Origin of the sequence: Paraburkholderia sp. DHOC27 (assembly GCF_003429005.1) — a bacterium.
GTDB lineage: Bacteria > Pseudomonadota > Gammaproteobacteria > Burkholderiales > Burkholderiaceae > Paraburkholderia.
Genome location: NZ_QVQV01000006.1, coordinates 100,811 through 117,067, shown reverse-complemented (window position 1 = coordinate 117,067; position 16,257 = coordinate 100,811). Strand labels below are relative to the sequence as shown.

Genomic DNA, 16,257 nt, shown 5'->3' with positions numbered 1-16,257 from the left:
CCGACTTTGGTGTCTTGCCACGGCCTCCATTGAGCCTCATGCACTAGCGCGTTTCTGTCCCGCCTCAAAAAAAATGGGCTCCCGATTTTCATCGGGAGCCCATTTTCGTGCTGCTACTACTTACTTCGTTTTACTCACTATGGATTCAGGTCCGTTGACGAAAGCGCCTGACTGCGGCGCCTTCGCCAAGGTCACGAGTGGCTTACCACTGATACGACGCACCCGCGCCCACGGTGGTTTCGCTACCGCTCACGCCAGCACCGATCTTGACCTTCAGGTTTTGCGTGATGCGAGCCGAAGCGCCCACTGCCGCCGCCTGATAACCCTTGTAGGTACCACCACCGACGCCAATTGCAAGCGTCTTGCCAGCATCGACTTCCGGAATCATCGACAGTGCCGTGGCCGCGGCCACACCGCTGTAGGCAGAACGCGCGACATCGTTGACGCCGGCCTGGAACTGACGCATGTTCACGGCATCCGTCGGCGCCTGGCCATCGGCGACGTTCGTGATGCGACGCTCGTTGCCTTGCGAGCCCACGGAGACCGTGTTCGCCTGATCAGCCACCGAACCCGCACCGAGCGCGACCGAGTTGTCACCGCTGGCTTGCGCGCCGCCGCCGATTGCGATCGCGTTGTTGCCCGAAGCCGACGCCGCCGGCTGATTGCCCGTGTTGGACGAGATCGTGGCGCTGCCGCTTTGCTGCTCGTTCTGCACGGCCTGTGTCAGATTCGACAGTTGCTGATTGGTATCCCACAACTGTGAGCCGGTCACCGCATCAGTGCTTGTCTCCGAAATTTCGCCCTGCTGCAGGTTGGTCAGCTTGACTGCCGGAGCATCGGTTGAGCCACCCAATGTCACCTGGTTATGTGCGGACGAATCGTACGACACCGCATTGGCCACCGAACCGCTCATCGTGCCGACCGTGCTCTGCAAGCTGGCGATATCCGAGGTGTTTTGCGTCACGCGACCATCCAGATTGCTGACTGCAGCACCGACGTTGTTCACCACCGTACCGCCAACGTTGTAGCTTGGTGCCGAGACCGTGCCATCGCTGTTGACCGTCGAACCGCCGCCCAATGCCGCCGCCGTGCTGGAGGCATTCGCATACAACTGGCTGCCGTTGATTGCTTCGACACTCGACGCACCTACCGCCCCTGCTGCGACGCCCGTCACCACGCGGTTGCCCGCCGTGCCGGCAACGTTGACGCGCAGGCCGTCGGTGGTCGAACCAACATTGATGTCGCGCGAGGTTGAGTCCTGCGTGACGATCCCGATGCTGCCGTTGTTGATCTGCGTTTCCAGCGAAGACAGATTCGTGTCCAGCGTATCCAGCGCGCCGCCGACCGTGGTCTGCGTGCCGCCCTGCATGTGATACGTCGGGCCGGTGACTGAACCGTCCGCGTTGACCTGCGCACCACCACCGAGCGACGCGACGACCGGGTTCAACTGACCGAGGTTGACGGCCGACGAGTTGGTCGTACCGGCGGCGACGCCAAGCAGTTCACGTGCGCCCGCGGTGCCCGTGAAATCGACGCTCGTGCCACCCGTGCTGCTGGCGACCGTCACGGCACCCGTTGTGGCGTCCTGCTGCACCAGACCGACCGTACCGCTGTTGATCTGGTCCGTCAGGCTGCTCACCGAACCTTCCACGTTCGTCACGCGCGAGTCGAGGTTCGTGATGTTGGTGGTGTTCTGCGCGATATTGCTGGTGTTTTGAGCGATGTCGCTCGTGTTCTGGGCGACGTTCTGGTTCGTCGTGTAGAGCTGCGAGCCGTTCACCGCGTCCATGCTCGATGCCGACACTGCACCTGCTGCTACATTGCTGAGCGTCGTGCCACTCGCACCACCGAACGTTGCCTTGGCCTTCGACGCATCGTCATAGGCAACGAATGCATTCGTAACATTGCCCGAAGCGTCGGTGTTCAGGCCGAGCGATTTCAGCTGGCCAAGGTTGACCGCCGACGTGTCGGTCGTGCCGGCTGCAACGCCGAGCAGTTCACGTGCGCCCGCAGTGCCAGTGAAATCGACGCTCGTGCCGCCCGTGCTGCTGGCAACCGTCACGGCACCTGTCGTCGCATCCTGTTGCACCAGACCGACCGCACCGCTGTTGATCTGGTCCGTCAGGCTGGTCACCGATCCTTCCACGTTCGTCACGCGCGAGTCGAGATTCGTGATGTTGCTAGTGTTCTGCGCGATGTCACTCGTGTTTTGAGCGATGTCGCTGGTGTTTTGCGCGATGTCGCTCGTGTTCTGGGCAACGTTCTGGTTCGTCGTGTAGAGCTGCGAGCCGTTCACCGCGTCCATGCTCGATGCCGACACTGCACCTGCCGCTACATTGCTGAGCGTCGTGCCACTCGCACCACCGAACGTGGCCTTGGCCTTCGACGCGTCGTCATAGGCGACGAACGCATTCGTGACATTGCCCGAAGCGTCGGTGCTCAGACCCAGCGACTTCAGCTGGCCAAGGTTGACCGCCGACGTGTCGGTCGTGCCGGCTGCAACGCCAAGCAGTTCACGTGCGCCCGCAGTGCCAGTGAAATCGACGCTCGTGCCGCCCGTGCTGCCGGCAACCGCCACAGCACCTGTCGTCGTGTCCTGTTGCACCAGACCCAGGCCGCCGCTATTGATCTGGTTCGTCAGGCTGGTCACTGAACCTTCCACATTCGTGACGCGCGAGTCGAGATTCGTGATGTTGCCGGCGTTCTGGGTCACGTTCTGGTTCGTCGCGTACAACTGCGAGCCATTCACCGCATCCGTGCTCGATGCCGACACTGCGCCCGCTGCCATGTTCACGACCTTGCGCTGAAGGCTTGACGAGCCCACCGACACGGTATTGGCAACGTCAGCGACGGAGTTTGCCCCTAGAGCGACCGCGTTGGTTGCCGACGCACTTGCCCTGTAACCAAACGCAATGGCCAGTTTGCCATTGGCAATGGCGTTATAACCAACTGCCGTTGCAGAGCCACCACTTCCCGAGCCGACAGCCTGGGCATTTGCGCCAAGCGCCGTATCGCCGTTTGCGCTTGCAGTTGCGCTCGTACCGAGAGCCACGGTTTGAATCGCAGTTGCCGCCGCATCGGTGCCAACGGCGGTCGCCGCAGCCCCGCTACCACCCACAGCGGTAGCACGCCCGCCAATTGCGACATCTCCAGGCGCTGTTGTAACTGAATCCGTATTCGTGCCGCTGATGGCCTGTACGTGGACGTACTTGATGCCAACACCATTGCTGATGTTGTTCACCGTGCTCTGCAAGTTCGTGACGTTCGAGTTCGTGGCATACAACTGCGAGCCGTTCACTGCGTCCGTGCTCGAGGCCGACAAGCTGCCGGCGGTCAGATTCGTCAGCTTCGTGCCCGACGTGCCGGCCAGCGTGATGGTGTCATGCGCCGACGAATCGTATTTCACGGCATCCGTCATCTCGCCGTTAATCGCACCGACCTGGGTATTCAGCGTCGCGATGTCGCTTGTGTTCTGCGTGACGCTCTGGTTCGTCGTGTACAACTGGCTGCCGTTGACCGCGTCTGTGCTTGACGCCGAAAGCGTGCCCGCTGCCACATTCGTCAGCGTGGTGCCTGATGCGCCACCCAGCGTGACCTTGCCCAGCGTCGTGTCGTTGTAGGCAACAAACGAGTTCGTTGCATTGCCGCTCGAATCGACTTTCAGACCGGCCGATTTCAATTGACCATAGTTCACCGCATCGGTCGATTGCTGCCCGGCCGCGACATTGACAATCTGACGTTGCAAGGTGCTATTGCCGACAGAAACTGTGTTACTGGCGCTGGACACGGAAGATTGGCCCAATGCAATGCCCGCGGAAGCGGAAGCGGCTTGGCCTAGCGCCACAGCACCACCGCCGCTCGCGGTAGAGCTGCCACCTACCGCGACCGAACTGTTCGCATTTCCCGATGCTCCTCGACCTACCGCGACTGAATACGAGCCGTTGGCGGTCGCAGTGTAACCAACCGCGGTGCTGCTACCTGTCGCATAGGCACCCGAGCCCAACGCTGTCGGTCCGTAGAAACCATTGCTGGCTGCCGTCGCGCCGCTACCAATTGCAATGCTGCCCGTGTAGTTTCCCGTATCAGCGTGCGCGTTAACGCCGATAGCAATCCCACCGCCACTTGTCGTGGATGCGCTGTCACTTCCGTCGCCCGCGCCGCCATTTACTTTGACATAGGCCGAATTGGCCACTCCAGTGCCGTTGCTTATGTTTGTTACCGTAGTCTGCAAGTTGCTGATGCTGGATGCGTTCGTCGTCACACGCCCATCAAGGTTCGTGAGCGCCGCACCCACGTTGCTCACGGTTGTACCACCTACGACATACGACGGCGCGGAAATCGTGCCACTTGCCGTCACGCTGGAACCGCCGCCCAAGGCAGACGCCGCGCTTGCGGCATTTGCATACAGTTGCGAACCGTTGATGGCGTCCGTGCTTGACGAAGACACTGCGCCTGCTGCGAGATCTGTAAGCGTCGTGCCGCTTGCACCCTTCAGGGTGACCTTGCCGAGCGTCGAGTCGTCGTAGGCAACAAACGAGTTGGTCGCATTGCCGCTCGAATCGGTTGTCAGGCCTGCAGCCTGCAACTGACCCAAATTGACTGCATCGGTTTTCTGCTGTCCAGCGGCTACGTTCACGAGCTGGCGTTGTTGGGAGCTGCTACCCACGGAAACCGTGTTGGCACGATTGGCTACTGAATTCGAGCCGAGCGCGACGGCGCCCGCGCTGCTAGCGGTGGCAAGTGCACCCAGCGCAACCGAACCTACCCCCGTTGCCGAGGAAGTTTCCGCCATTGCAAGCGAAGAGTTACCGGATGCGGTGGCGTTGTGGCCAATTGCGACCGCAGAAATTCCGCTCGTCAGCGAGCGGTCGCCAATGGCCAGCGCCGCCGTCGCGCTGGCACTGGCGCCAACCCCCAAGGCCACCTGGTTGTACCCGGTTGGATTGCCGGCAGCAATGGTCGTGTCAGTCAATCCGCCCAGGGATGAGCCAGTACCCACGCCCCCCGCTGTGGTGGCGGCTCCGATCGCGATCGAACTGTTCCCAGTAGCACTTGCACAGTACTTCGAGCTCGCGCCGTCAATTGCAATACTGTTGCTCGGATCCGTCGGAGTTGTGTCGGTGACCGTACAGCCCCCAGCCTGGTAGCCGTTACCGGCCGTGGTGGCCTTGGCATCTACGGAAGCTCCGATGCCCAGTGCCATCAACGCCGCTGCGAGCGCCTTCTGGCTCTTGCCTGCCTTTCCGCGGCTCTTCGCCGTTTCCGAAGCGGCCACGTACGTGCCCGTGGTTTCGTTCCAAACAGTTTTATACGACTTGTTCATGATTTCATCCTTCTGGAGATGGGATAACGGTTCTGTGCGTGGCGCTTTATCGAGGCGCCTTTACGCGTCAGCGGTGACAGAAGGATTGAAATCAGGATCGACCAGTTAGCGTATTTCAGGCCATCCCTTTAATCCTTCCGGGATGGAGCCAATATAAAATTTATCAATTCCTGGATTAATAAGACGGTTCTTAAATTGGTATCAGACCAGAGTTTCCCTACGATCAAAACGAAATAAAACGACCTGCAGCATTGGAGATACCTACAAAGCAGGGAAACCAGAGGACAGCTTAGATGGAACGCAGGCAAAAGCATGCCATCGTTTGCAGATGCAGATCAGGAAAATTCTGGAGGCGAGAACCGAGGAAAAATAATTTGCGACGGGAGATGTTTGACAGCGAAATGCGCTAGACCGGTTGTCCGGCAAGGAATGCCGGACAATATAAGATCAAATATACAAACAGAACTCACGCATTAACAATTAACACGCGAATCAATCACGACAATTTCAATAAGAATATTCTTATTATTTAAAACGGCTTCAAAATCACCAGCGCCACCGCCGCCAGCATGCCCAGCACCGGCAATTCATTAAACATGCGATACCACTTATGCGAGCGTTTATTCTCCCCACGCTCGAACGTCGCCAGCAATCGTCCGCAATAAAAGTGATAGACGATCAGCAGCACGACCACGCCCAGCTTCGCGTGCATCCAGCCCTCGCCGCGTCCAATGCCGATCACGAGCCACAACCACAGCCCGCAGGCCAACGCCGGAAACGCGATGAACGTCATGAAACGATAGAGCTTTCGCGCCATGATGAGCAGGCGCGCGGTCGCAGCGGGTTCGGTTTCCATCGCCAGATTGACGAAGATGCGCGGCAGGTAGAACAGGCCGGCAAACCAGGAAGCAATCAGAACGATGTGAAACGTCTTCACCCAAAGCATCGGGAGTCCAAGCACGGCTAGTTGACCTTATTGTTGGCTATTGCGTAATGCAGGTAACGACCCGCAGTCGAGACCCGCAGTCGACCGCCAGCGGCTGGCGGCCCACCTCTCATTGCCGGCCTTCACCGTGTCCGAGCACGATGTACTTCAGCGACGTCAGGCCGTCCAGCCCCACCGGCCCGCGTGCATGCAGCTTGTCATTGGAAATGCCGATCTCCGCGCCCAGGCCGAATTCGAAGCCGTCGGCGAAACGCGTGGAGGCATTCACCATCACGCTCGCCGAATCCACTTCGCGCAGGAAACGCATCGCGCGGTCGTGGTCTTCGGTGACGATCGCGTCGGTGTGCTGCGAGCTAAACGTGTTGATGTGCTCGATGGCGGCGTCGAGATCGTCCACCACCTTGATGGCCAGCACCGGCGCCAGATATTCCGTGCGCCAGTCTTCTTCCGTGGCCTCGACCAACGGGCCCACACCCGCGTCCGCCAGCACGGCGCGCGCGGCGGCGTCGACACGCAGTTCGACGTCCTTCTCGCGGTACAGCTTGCCCAACGGCGGCAGCACTTCCGCTGCAATGCCACGTGCCACCAGCAGTGTTTCCATCGTGTTGCAGGTGCCGTAGCGGTGCGTCTTGGCGTTATCGCAAACCGTTAGCGCCTTCTTGAGATCCGCACGATCGTCGACGTACACGTGACAGATGCCGTCCAGATGCTTGATCATCGGCACGCGCGCTTCTTCCATCAGACGTGCGATCAGGCTCTTGCCGCCGCGCGGCACGATGACATCCACGTACTCGGTCATGGTGATCAAGGCGCCGACCGCGGCGCGATCCGACGTGCCGACTACCTGCACTGCGTCCTGCGGCAAACCCGCGGCCTCGAGCCCTTCGCCGATCAGCTTGGCCAGGGCTGTGTTGCATTCGAGCGCTTCCGACCCGCCGCGCAAGATCGTCGCATTGCCCGACTTCAGGCACAGCGCGGCAGCATCAATGGTAACGTTGGGACGCGATTCGTAGATGATGCCAATCACGCCCAGCGGCACACGCATCTGGCCCACCTGGATGCCGCTCGGCCGATACTTCAGGTTGCTGATCTCGCCAATCGGATCGGGCAGCGCAGCCACCTGGCGCAAGCCTTCCACCATCGTCTTCAGCGCTTTGTCAGACAGAATCAGACGGTCGATAAAAGCGGCGTCGTGCCCTTTCTCGCGTGCCTTGGCTACGTCGCGCGCATTGGCTTCTTTCAACTGCGCGGCGTCACGTTCGATGGCGTGGGCCACCGCATCCAGCGCGGCATTCTTCGCGGCCGTCGACGCTCGCGCCATCGCACGCGAAGCGTGACGGGCACGTTGGCCGAGGTCGGTCATGTACTGGTTGATATTCATGGTGATTCTCGTGGTGCCGCGCCCGTCTTGCGGCCCGTTTTAAGGCCAGTGAGGAGGCAGAATTATCAAAGCATCAAACGATTGTAAGGCGGGTAAAGCCGTCTTGCTCGGTGTGATATCAACAATCGGGACGTGAATGTTTCGGACGGCGGCGCAGCCAGGTCATGTCAGCGCGGACCGCATCACATTGCAACCCGACGGCATGGCATTGGCCGCAAGACAATCCGCGCGAACACCAGGCGCGGTCTAGACTGGGCGCCGCGTTGGCATCACCGGGCGAGCTGGCGCTGCTGGTGCGCCCGGTGGCCTTGCCCTGCCCGCCGCCGCGCCAGGCGCAGCGCCTGCGGTCTTGCCCGGCGAGGCCACCGTCATGGCCAGCTCGAAAAGCCCATCCCACGGATCAGGCGGCGGATCATTACGATGATCGCCACGCGAGCCGCCCGACAGCCCCTTCACCTGACGGTCGAGTTTGGCAGCCAGTGCCAAACCCTTCTCCAGCGCCGCTTCCGTCACACGTGACAGCGCCGGTCCGATCAAGCGTTCGCGCGGCCCCCAGACCCGGTTCTCGCGCGTGAGCATGGCGAGCGGCTTGCCCGCCGCGACACCCCGCTTGATCCGCAGCAGCGTGCGCACTTCCTCCACCACGGCCCACAACACCAGCACCGCCGCTTCGCCCTCGCCGCGCAAGCCGTCGAGCATGCGTGCAAGGCGACCCACGTCACCGGCCAGCATGGCTTCGTTCAACTTGAACACGTCGTAGCGCGCGACGTTCAGCACGGCGTCCTGAACCTGTTCGTAGCTGAGCGCGCCTTCCGGATACAGCAGCCCGAGCTTCTGAATCTCCTGATGCGCCGCGAGCAGATTACCTTCCACCCGTTCCGCGATGAACTGCAACGCACGCCGCCCTTCTTCACCCGCCGCGACCCGCTGACCCTGCTGCGAGAGCCGCTGGCCAACCCAGTTGGGCAACTGCGCCCGTTCCACGGGGTCGATCTTCAGCGCGACGCCCGCTTCGGCCAATGCCGTGAACCAGCCGGATTTCTGCGTGGCCGCATCGAGCCGCGGCAGCGTCACCATCGTGAGCACGTCGGGATTCACGGCGTCGGCCAGCGACTTCAACGCGTCCGCGCCTTCCTTGCCGGGCTTGCCTGACGGAATGCGCAGTTCGACCAGCTGACGGTCGCCGAACAGCGACATCGACTGGCTCGCGCCAAGCAGTGAACTCCAGTCGAAGCCGCGCTCGACCGTGAACACCGAGCGATCGGTGTAACCCGCCGCCCGTGCGGTTGCCCGGATGCGGTCGCACGCTTCCTGCGCGAGCAGGGGCTCGTCGCCGTACACGACGTACAGGCCGGCGAGTCCCTTCGCGAGGTGCGCTTCGAGCGCGTCAAGTCGCAGTTGCATGGCGATAGGTCGTCAACACGTCATCAAGGTTGGCAAGGCGTTCTGCACTGAGCATGCCGCGCCCGCAAAACATGCCGGGCGCACAACAGACACAGGTGCTTAGAGAGGCGGCGGCGGCAACGGAGCGCGCGGCGAAACGCCCGGCACGCCCTGCCCCGGTGCCGGGTGCAGTGAACGCACCACGCCGAGACGGCGCGTCAGTTGATCGACTGCGTCGTTGCGCATGTCCGCGTACAGCAGGTCGGCTTCCGCGAATTTTGAGTTCGCGTATTGATCGCTATACGTCATCGCGCGATTCAGCGCGATATTGCTCGGCGGAATCAGTTGCGTGCCGTCTGCGCCGACGAGTGTGTAGCTCAGCGTGTAGTTCAGCTGATATTCCTCGACGACGCCCAGCGAATTCATCGTCAGCACGCTATTACCAAGACCTTCCGACACGTGCAGGATGGCGTCGGCATTGCCCGGCGACGTGACGACGACCGTGTCACTGCCGCCCTGGATCACGCGGCTCAGACGTCCCAGGAAGGCGGGAGGCGCGCCCGTCACGGCAAGACGCTTGAACGGATAGTCCTGCTGGCCGCGTAGCTGGAAGCCACAGGCGGATAGCATCATCACCCCACACGCCAGCGTCAAAAACGATCTGCGAGTCACATTGGCTCCTGGTTCGCAGTAAATCCCGTACCCCATCCGGATGGCGCCACGTCTCGCGGCGCCTCTCCGCTCACTGACCGCTGAAACATCAAACGACGATATTCACCAGACGGCCAGGCACGACGACGATCTTCCTGGGTGCGTTGCCTTCGCTGAACTTCGCGAACATCTCGTGGGCAAGCGCAGCTTTTTCGATCTCTTCACGCGGCGCGTCTTTGGCGACTTTCACCGCGCCGCGAACCTTGCCGTTCACCTGCAGCACGAGTTCGATCTCAGCCTGTTCCAGCGCCTTTTCGTCGACTTTCGGCCACGGCGCGTCGAGCAGCGTACCAAACTCGTCGGCATAGCCCAGTTCCTGCCACAACTGGAACGTGGCGTGCGGTACGACCGGGTACAGCACGCGCAGCATCACGCTGTAGCACTCGCGCAGCACGGCCGGGTTCGCGCCCTTGGCGCTATCCAGAGCGTTGAGCATTTTCATCGCCGCCGAGACCACCGTGTTGTATTGCAGACGCTGGTAGTCGAAGTCGGCCTGCTTCAGCACGCTGTAAATTTCGCGACGCAGCACCTTGTCGGTTTCGCCGAGTTGCGCGGCATCGAACGATGCACGCTCACGCAAGGCTGCTTCGTTGGCATGACCGAAGCCCCACACGCGACGCAGGAAGCGGCTCGCGCCTTCCACGCCCGCGCCCGACCACTCGAGCTGCTGCTCGGGCGGCGCGGCGAACATGACGAACAGACGCGCGGTGTCGGCGCCGTGCTGGTCGATCAGCGTTTGCGGATCGACCCCGTTGTTCTTCGACTTCGACATCTTCTCGACGCCACCCAGCACCACCGGCTGACCGTCCGAATTCAGCACCGCGCCGACCGGACGACCCTTGTCGTCGTGCGTTACTGTGACGTCGGCCGGGTTGTACCAGGTCTTCTTGCCCGCATCGCTCTCGCGATAGAACGTTTCGTTGAGCACCATGCCCTGCGTGAGCAGGTTTTTGGCAGGCTCGTTGAATTTCACGAGGCCCATGTCGCGCATCACCTTCGCCCAGAAACGCGAATACAGCAGGTGCAGGATGGCGTGCTCGATACCACCGATGTACTGGTCCATCGGCGCCCAGTAATCCGTGCGCTCGTCGACCATCGTCTTCGCGTCCGGCGCGGCGTAGCGATAGAAGTACCACGACGAATCGACGAAGGTGTCCATCGTGTCGGTTTCGCGCTTCGCAGCTCCACCGCAGGTGGGACAGGTGCAATTGACGAATGCCTCGGACTTCGCCAGCGGGTTGCCCGTGCCATCCGGCACGAGGTCTTCCGGCAGCACCACGGGCAGATCTTTCTCCGGCACCGGCACGTCGCCGCACGTCGGGCAGTGGATGATCGGAATCGGCGTGCCCCAGTAACGCTGGCGCGAAACGCCCCAATCACGCAGACGGTAGGTGATCTGCTTGTCGCCGAGGCCCAGTTCCTTCAGGTCGCTCGCGATCGCATCCACGGCCTGCGTGTAGCCCATGCCGTCGTACTTGCCGCTATTGACCAGCGTGCCGGTTTTCTCGCCGTACCATTCCTGCCAGGCGTCAGTGGAAAACTCCTTGCCTTCGACCGCGACCACCTGCTTGATTGGCAGACCGTATTTCTTCACGAACGCAAAGTCACGCTCGTCGTGCGCCGGCACGCCCATCACCGCGCCTTCGCCGTAGCTCATCAGCACGTAATTGCCGATCCACACTTCGACGCGCTCCTGCGTCAGCGGATGCGTGACGTAGAAACCGGTGCCCATGCCCTTCTTTTCCATCGTCGCGACGTCGGCCTCGGCCACACCGCCGCGCTTGCATTCTTCGATGAAGGCCTGCAGTTCCGGCTTGTCCTGCGCGAGACGCGTGGCGAGCGGATGCTCGGCGGCGATGGCGCAGAAGGTGACGCCCATGATCGTGTCGGCGCGCGTGGTGAACACGCGCAGCAGCTTCTGCTCGCCGTCGATCTCGTACGGGAAACCGAAGTTCACACCGAAGCTCTTGCCGATCCAGTTCTGCTGCATGATCTTGACGCGCTCGGGCCAGCCGAGGCCTTCGAGGTCGTTCAGCAGTTCATCCGCGTACTGCGTGATACGCATGTAGTACATCGGGATTTCGCGCTTCTCGACCAGCGCGCCGGAACGCCAGCCGCGCCCGTCGATCACCTGCTCGTTGGCGAGCACGGTCTGATCGATCGGATCCCAGTTGACGGTGCCGGTCTTTTTGTACGCGATGCCCTTTTCCAGCATCTTCAGGAACAGCCACTGATTCCACTTGTAGTAATCGGGGCTGCAGGTGGCGACTTCGCGCGACCAGTCGATGGCAAGGCCCATCGACTGCATCTGCTTCTTCATGTACGCGATGTTGTCGTAGGTCCACTTCGCCGGCGGCACGTTGTTGGCCATCGCGGCGTTTTCCGCCGGCATGCCGAACGCGTCCCAGCCCATTGGCATCAGCACGTTGTGACCGTTCATCCGCAAATAGCGGTACATCACGTCGTTGATCGTGTAGTTGCGCACGTGGCCCATGTGCAGCTTGCCCGACGGGTACGGCAGCATCGAGACGCAGTAGAACTTGGGCTTGTCGGTGATTTCCGTTGTCTTATAGGCGTCGACAGCGCGCCATTGCCCTTGCGCGGCGGATTCGACGTCGGAGGGAACGTATTTTTCGTGCATGGTGTGGTGGGATCGCTCGGTTCGGTGCTTTCGCACCGGACCTGGTGCTCTGCTGGATGAAATGGCGTCGTTTCCCCGTGGTTGGACCGTCAGGGAAAAGGTTGATTATACCGTCCGCCCGCCCGGCTAATGGCTCGCCGCGGCGGGCGGCGGGTCGGTCACGAAACCGATGCGTTCGAGCCCCGCCTGCTGGGCCGCGCCCATCACCTGCGCGATGACCTCATAACGCGTGGAGCAGGCCGCGCGTAGCTGGATTTCGGGCTGATCCTGCTGCTTGCCCGCCTCGACGAAGCGCGCGCGCATCTGGTCGAGCGTCAGGATGGTGCCGTTCCAGTAAATCTTGCCAGCCTCGTCGATGGACAGCGTGATGGTCTGCGGCGTCTGCCGCGCGGGTGCCGCCGCGACCTTTGGCAAATCGAGCCGGATCGCGTGGGTGAACAGGGGCGCGGTGATGATAAAGATGACGAGCAGCACCAGCATGACGTCGATCAGCGGCGTCATGTTGATCTCCGCCATCGGCGCTGCCGACTGCTTTTTTTCGAGTCCGCCGAATGCCATGCCGACCTCCTGATTGTGCCGTCTGAGCGGGTTGCGCTGCGTGCAGGTTCTGATGCACTACCCGTGCAAGCCCGAACCGCTCATCGTGTCTGCGCCAACACGCCTTCCGGTGTCCGCGTAGGCACGGGCGCGCATACATACGCGTGCAGATCGTGCGCGAAACCGTCCAGTTCCTCGGACAACTGCCGCACCATGCGGCCCAGTACGTTGTAAGCAAGCACTGCGGGAATCGCGACCACGAGGCCGAAGGCGGTCATGATCAGCGCCTCGCCGACTGGTCCAGCGACGTTCTCGATCATCGCCTGCCCGCTCGCGGCAATGCTGCCCAATGCGTGATAAATGCCCCATACGGTGCCGAGCAGCCCCACGAAGGGCGCCGTGCTGCCCACCGACGCCAGCAGCACCTGACCGAACTCCAGCCGGCGCTGCGACGCATTGAGCGCCTGGCGCAGCGCCCGCAGCACCCGCTCGCTACGATCGACACGGGCCAGCAACGCTCCGGGAATATCCACCTCGCTCACCTGCAGCGCGGCCTCGGCAAGGGGCGTGAAGACGCGCTCGGTATCGGCGCGGCGCAGCTCCGCGACACCATCGGACAAGGTGGAGGCCTGCCAGAAGCGGGCAATCGCAGGCGCCGCCTGGCGCTTCGCGCGGCTGAGGATCCAGCTTTTGACGATCAGGAAACACCAGCTTGCGATCGACATGGCCAGCAGTACGTATGCGACTGCGTGCGTGATGGCATCGCTGGTTTGCAGGTAGTGGAGGATACCGGTGCCTGCCATTGGACCTCACGGTTCAAAGGTGCGCGCGCGGCGTGCGCGCACCGGGTGCGAACGCGCTCAGCGCAGGCCGAGCACGTCCTGCATGTCGTAAAGGCCCGTTGCATGGCCTTCGAGGAAACGCACCGCGCGCAGCGCGCCTTGTGCGTAAGACAAACGGCTCGCCGACTTGTGGGTGATCTCGACGCGTTCGCCAATGCCCGCGAACAGCACCGTGTGATCGCCCACGATATCGCCGCCACGAATCGCGGCAAAGCCGATGGTGGACGGATCGCGTTCGCCGGTGATGCCTTCGCGACCATAGACCGCGCAGTCGTCGAGCGAACGGCCCAGCGCGCCGGCGATCGCTTCGCCCATAGCGAGCGCCGTGCCGGACGGCGCGTCGACCTTGTGACGGTGATGCGCTTCGATGATCTCGATGTCGTAGCCCGTCGCGAAATGGCGCGCGGCGAACTCCAGCAGCTTCAGCGTGACGTTGACGCCCACGCTCATGTTGGCCGAAAAAACGATGCCGATCTTCTCGGCTGCCGCGCGCAATTGCGCCTTTTGCTCGGCCTCGAAACCCGTGGTGCCGATGACCATCTTGACGCCGTGACGCTGCGCCGCCGCCAGATGCACGAGCGTGCCTTCGGGGCGCGTGAAGTCGATCAGGTAGTCGGATTCGGCGAAAACCCGTTCGATGTCGTCCGTCAGCACGACGCCCGTTGTCTTGCCGAGGAACGCGCCCGCATCCTGACCGAGTTGCGGCGAACCGGTACGGTCGAGCGCGCCGGACAGCGTGACGCCGGAATCATTCAGGACGGTTTCGATGAGCATTCGGCCCATCCGGCCGGATGCGCCCGCAATGGCAATTTTCATGGCAACCACGTGGAAGAGCGGCAAAAAACGGCGAACGCGTCGCATTCATTGAGCGGACGAAATGCCGTCAACGGAAGCGTCGCAAAAGCCAGCAAACAACCGAAATAAAAGCACCTACAAAAGCAGAAATGACGGGCCCGCGCGGCGCGCGTTGCCCGTCATCAGAGACAACGATATTAGCTACCCGTTCCCGACGGCGCAGGCTGCGACGACGTGAGCGGTGCGTTATACGTCACACCGTTGTTGCTCTGCGAGCCTGCCGGCCCAACCGGATTGGTCTGCTGCTGATCCGGCACCTGCGGCGGCGGCGGACGCGAGAACTGGAACTGCGGCGCGCCCGGCGACGTTGCGCCTTCCGGCACGATGCCGCCATTTGCGGTGGGCGTGCCCGCACGTACGGACGGCGTGATCTTGCCGGTCGGCGCCTGCACGGCATCCGTTGCGCGGTTGGCAGCTTGCGCCGCCTGAGCGTTCGGGTCCATCGACTGCGCGGCCGCCTGGGCAGCGTTGGTTGGCGGCGCAGCCGTAGCCGACGCAGCCACCGGCGCGGTAGCGACCGCCGGCACGCTGGCCGACGCGACCGGGACTGCCTTCTTGTTGCGCTTGTCGCCGTCGATCTCAGCCAGCAGTTCGAGATTGGACGGCAGGTCTTCACCACCCGACCAGCTCGCGACACGGTCTCCCGCGAAGTTCACGACGAAGTCGCGCTGCTGCACGACGCTCGTGTTGCCGCGCTTGAAATAGAACACGTAGTCCCAGCGGTCCGCGTGGAACATGTCGGCCAGCAACGGCGTGCCGAGCAACTGGCGCACCTGGTCACGCGACATGCCGGCCTGCATCTGCGCGGCTGCTTCGGCTGAGACGAAATTGCCCTGCACAACGGTAATCCGGTACGGCGTGATGCTTTGAGCAATGCGCTGCGTTACGCTGTCGTAAGTGGAGCATCCGGCAAGCACCGCGACAGTCGCTGCAGCAATCAAGGTACCCCGCATGCGGCTCCCCCGGTAGAACAATAAGGATTTTGAAATCATTTCACTCACCGTGCGGGCCCTGCCTCAAGGGCGAGCCGCGCGAGTTTCATTGCATCGAAGATGACCAGAACAGCGTAAACACATTACTATTAGAACCCTGCATTGTACTCTAGGGATCCCTTGTCATGACCAATCCAACCGATCTGAAAAATATCGGCCTCAAGGCGACCCTACCGCGCCTCAAGATCCTCGAGATCTTCCAGCACAGCCCGGTGCGCCACCTGACCGCAGAAGATGTGTACCGCAATCTGCTGCACGAAGAGCTCGATATTGGCCTTGCCACCGTGTATCGCGTCCTGACCCAATTCGAGCAGGCGGGCCTGCTCTCGCGCAGCAACTTCGAATCCGGCAAGGCCGTGTTCGAACTGAACGAAGGTACGCATCACGACCATCTGGTGTGTATCGACTGCGGGCTCGTCGAAGAATTTTTCGACCAGGAAATCGAATCACGCCAGCAAGCCATTGCCAAGGAACGTGGCTTCAAGTTGCAGGAACATGCCCTCGCGTTGTACGGCGCCTGCACCAAGGAGAATTGCCCGCATCGCAAACATTGATGCGTGTTGCCCGCTTGGGGGTCGCAAGACGTACGGATTGAGGGTCGTAAAAGGAAACCCGGTCGAGCTGGCTCACCGGGTTTTTTTGTGTT

The 16,257-nt window shown here is 61.9% G+C and carries 11 protein-coding genes; 1 reads left to right on the top strand and 10 read right to left on the bottom strand.

Features of this window, described 5'->3' with window-relative positions; all coding sequences use genetic code 11:
• Positions 1 to 202: 202 nt before the first annotated feature.
• The 10 genes from D0B32_RS19215 to D0B32_RS19170 all read right to left on the bottom strand — a co-directional run bounded on the left by D0B32_RS19215 (position 203) and on the right by D0B32_RS19170 (position 15,572).
• The gene (locus tag D0B32_RS19215) at positions 203 to 5,323 is read right to left on the bottom strand and encodes a YadA-like family protein (protein WP_117335884.1); all 5,121 of its coding nucleotides are present in this window, start codon (positions 5,321 to 5,323) and stop codon (positions 203 to 205) included.
• A 529-nt stretch (positions 5,324 to 5,852) separates the two neighbouring features.
• Positions 5,853 to 6,269 carry a CopD family protein gene (locus tag D0B32_RS19210; RefSeq protein WP_117335883.1) on the bottom strand — a complete coding sequence of 139 codons (417 nt, stop codon included), beginning with the start codon at positions 6,267 to 6,269 and terminating at the stop codon, positions 5,853 to 5,855.
• A 109-nt stretch (positions 6,270 to 6,378) separates the two neighbouring features.
• The gene (locus D0B32_RS19205; RefSeq protein ID WP_117335882.1) at positions 6,379 to 7,650 is read right to left on the bottom strand and encodes a glutamate-5-semialdehyde dehydrogenase; all 1,272 of its coding nucleotides are present in this window, start codon (positions 7,648 to 7,650) and stop codon (positions 6,379 to 6,381) included.
• A gap of 246 nt (positions 7,651 to 7,896) precedes the next feature.
• The gene (gene holA / locus D0B32_RS19200; RefSeq protein ID WP_117335881.1) at positions 7,897 to 9,054 is read right to left on the bottom strand and encodes a DNA polymerase III subunit delta; all 1,158 of its coding nucleotides are present in this window, start codon (positions 9,052 to 9,054) and stop codon (positions 7,897 to 7,899) included.
• Between the two features lie 99 nt (positions 9,055 to 9,153).
• The gene (gene lptE / locus D0B32_RS19195; RefSeq protein ID WP_117335880.1) at positions 9,154 to 9,705 is read right to left on the bottom strand and encodes an LPS assembly lipoprotein LptE; all 552 of its coding nucleotides are present in this window, start codon (positions 9,703 to 9,705) and stop codon (positions 9,154 to 9,156) included.
• A gap of 88 nt (positions 9,706 to 9,793) precedes the next feature.
• A complete protein-coding gene (gene leuS / locus D0B32_RS19190) occupies positions 9,794 to 12,385 on the bottom strand; it encodes a leucine--tRNA ligase (protein ID WP_117335879.1) in 2,592 nt (863 codons plus the stop codon).
• A gap of 126 nt (positions 12,386 to 12,511) precedes the next feature.
• The gene (locus D0B32_RS19185) at positions 12,512 to 12,943 is read right to left on the bottom strand and encodes a biopolymer transporter ExbD (protein WP_117335878.1); all 432 of its coding nucleotides are present in this window, start codon (positions 12,941 to 12,943) and stop codon (positions 12,512 to 12,514) included.
• Positions 12,944 to 13,023: 80 nt separating this feature from the next.
• Complete coding sequence (locus D0B32_RS19180; protein ID WP_117335877.1) at positions 13,024 to 13,725, bottom strand: MotA/TolQ/ExbB proton channel family protein; 702 nt, start codon at positions 13,723 to 13,725, stop codon at positions 13,024 to 13,026.
• Positions 13,726 to 13,782: 57 nt separating this feature from the next.
• Positions 13,783 to 14,580, bottom strand: a complete 798-nt coding sequence (gene dapB, locus D0B32_RS19175; protein ID WP_117336295.1) for a 4-hydroxy-tetrahydrodipicolinate reductase — start codon at positions 14,578 to 14,580, stop codon at positions 13,783 to 13,785.
• A gap of 176 nt (positions 14,581 to 14,756) precedes the next feature.
• Positions 14,757 to 15,572 (bottom strand): outer membrane protein assembly factor BamE, encoded by an 816-nt coding sequence (locus tag D0B32_RS19170; RefSeq protein WP_117335876.1) that lies wholly within the window; start codon positions 15,570 to 15,572, stop codon positions 14,757 to 14,759.
• A 164-nt stretch (positions 15,573 to 15,736) separates the two neighbouring features.
• Here D0B32_RS19170 and fur point away from each other — a divergent pair, with 164 nt between their 5' ends.
• The gene (gene fur / locus D0B32_RS19165; protein WP_074262478.1) at positions 15,737 to 16,165 is read left to right on the top strand and encodes a ferric iron uptake transcriptional regulator; all 429 of its coding nucleotides are present in this window, start codon (positions 15,737 to 15,739) and stop codon (positions 16,163 to 16,165) included.
• Positions 16,166 to 16,257: the final 92 nt, after the last annotated feature.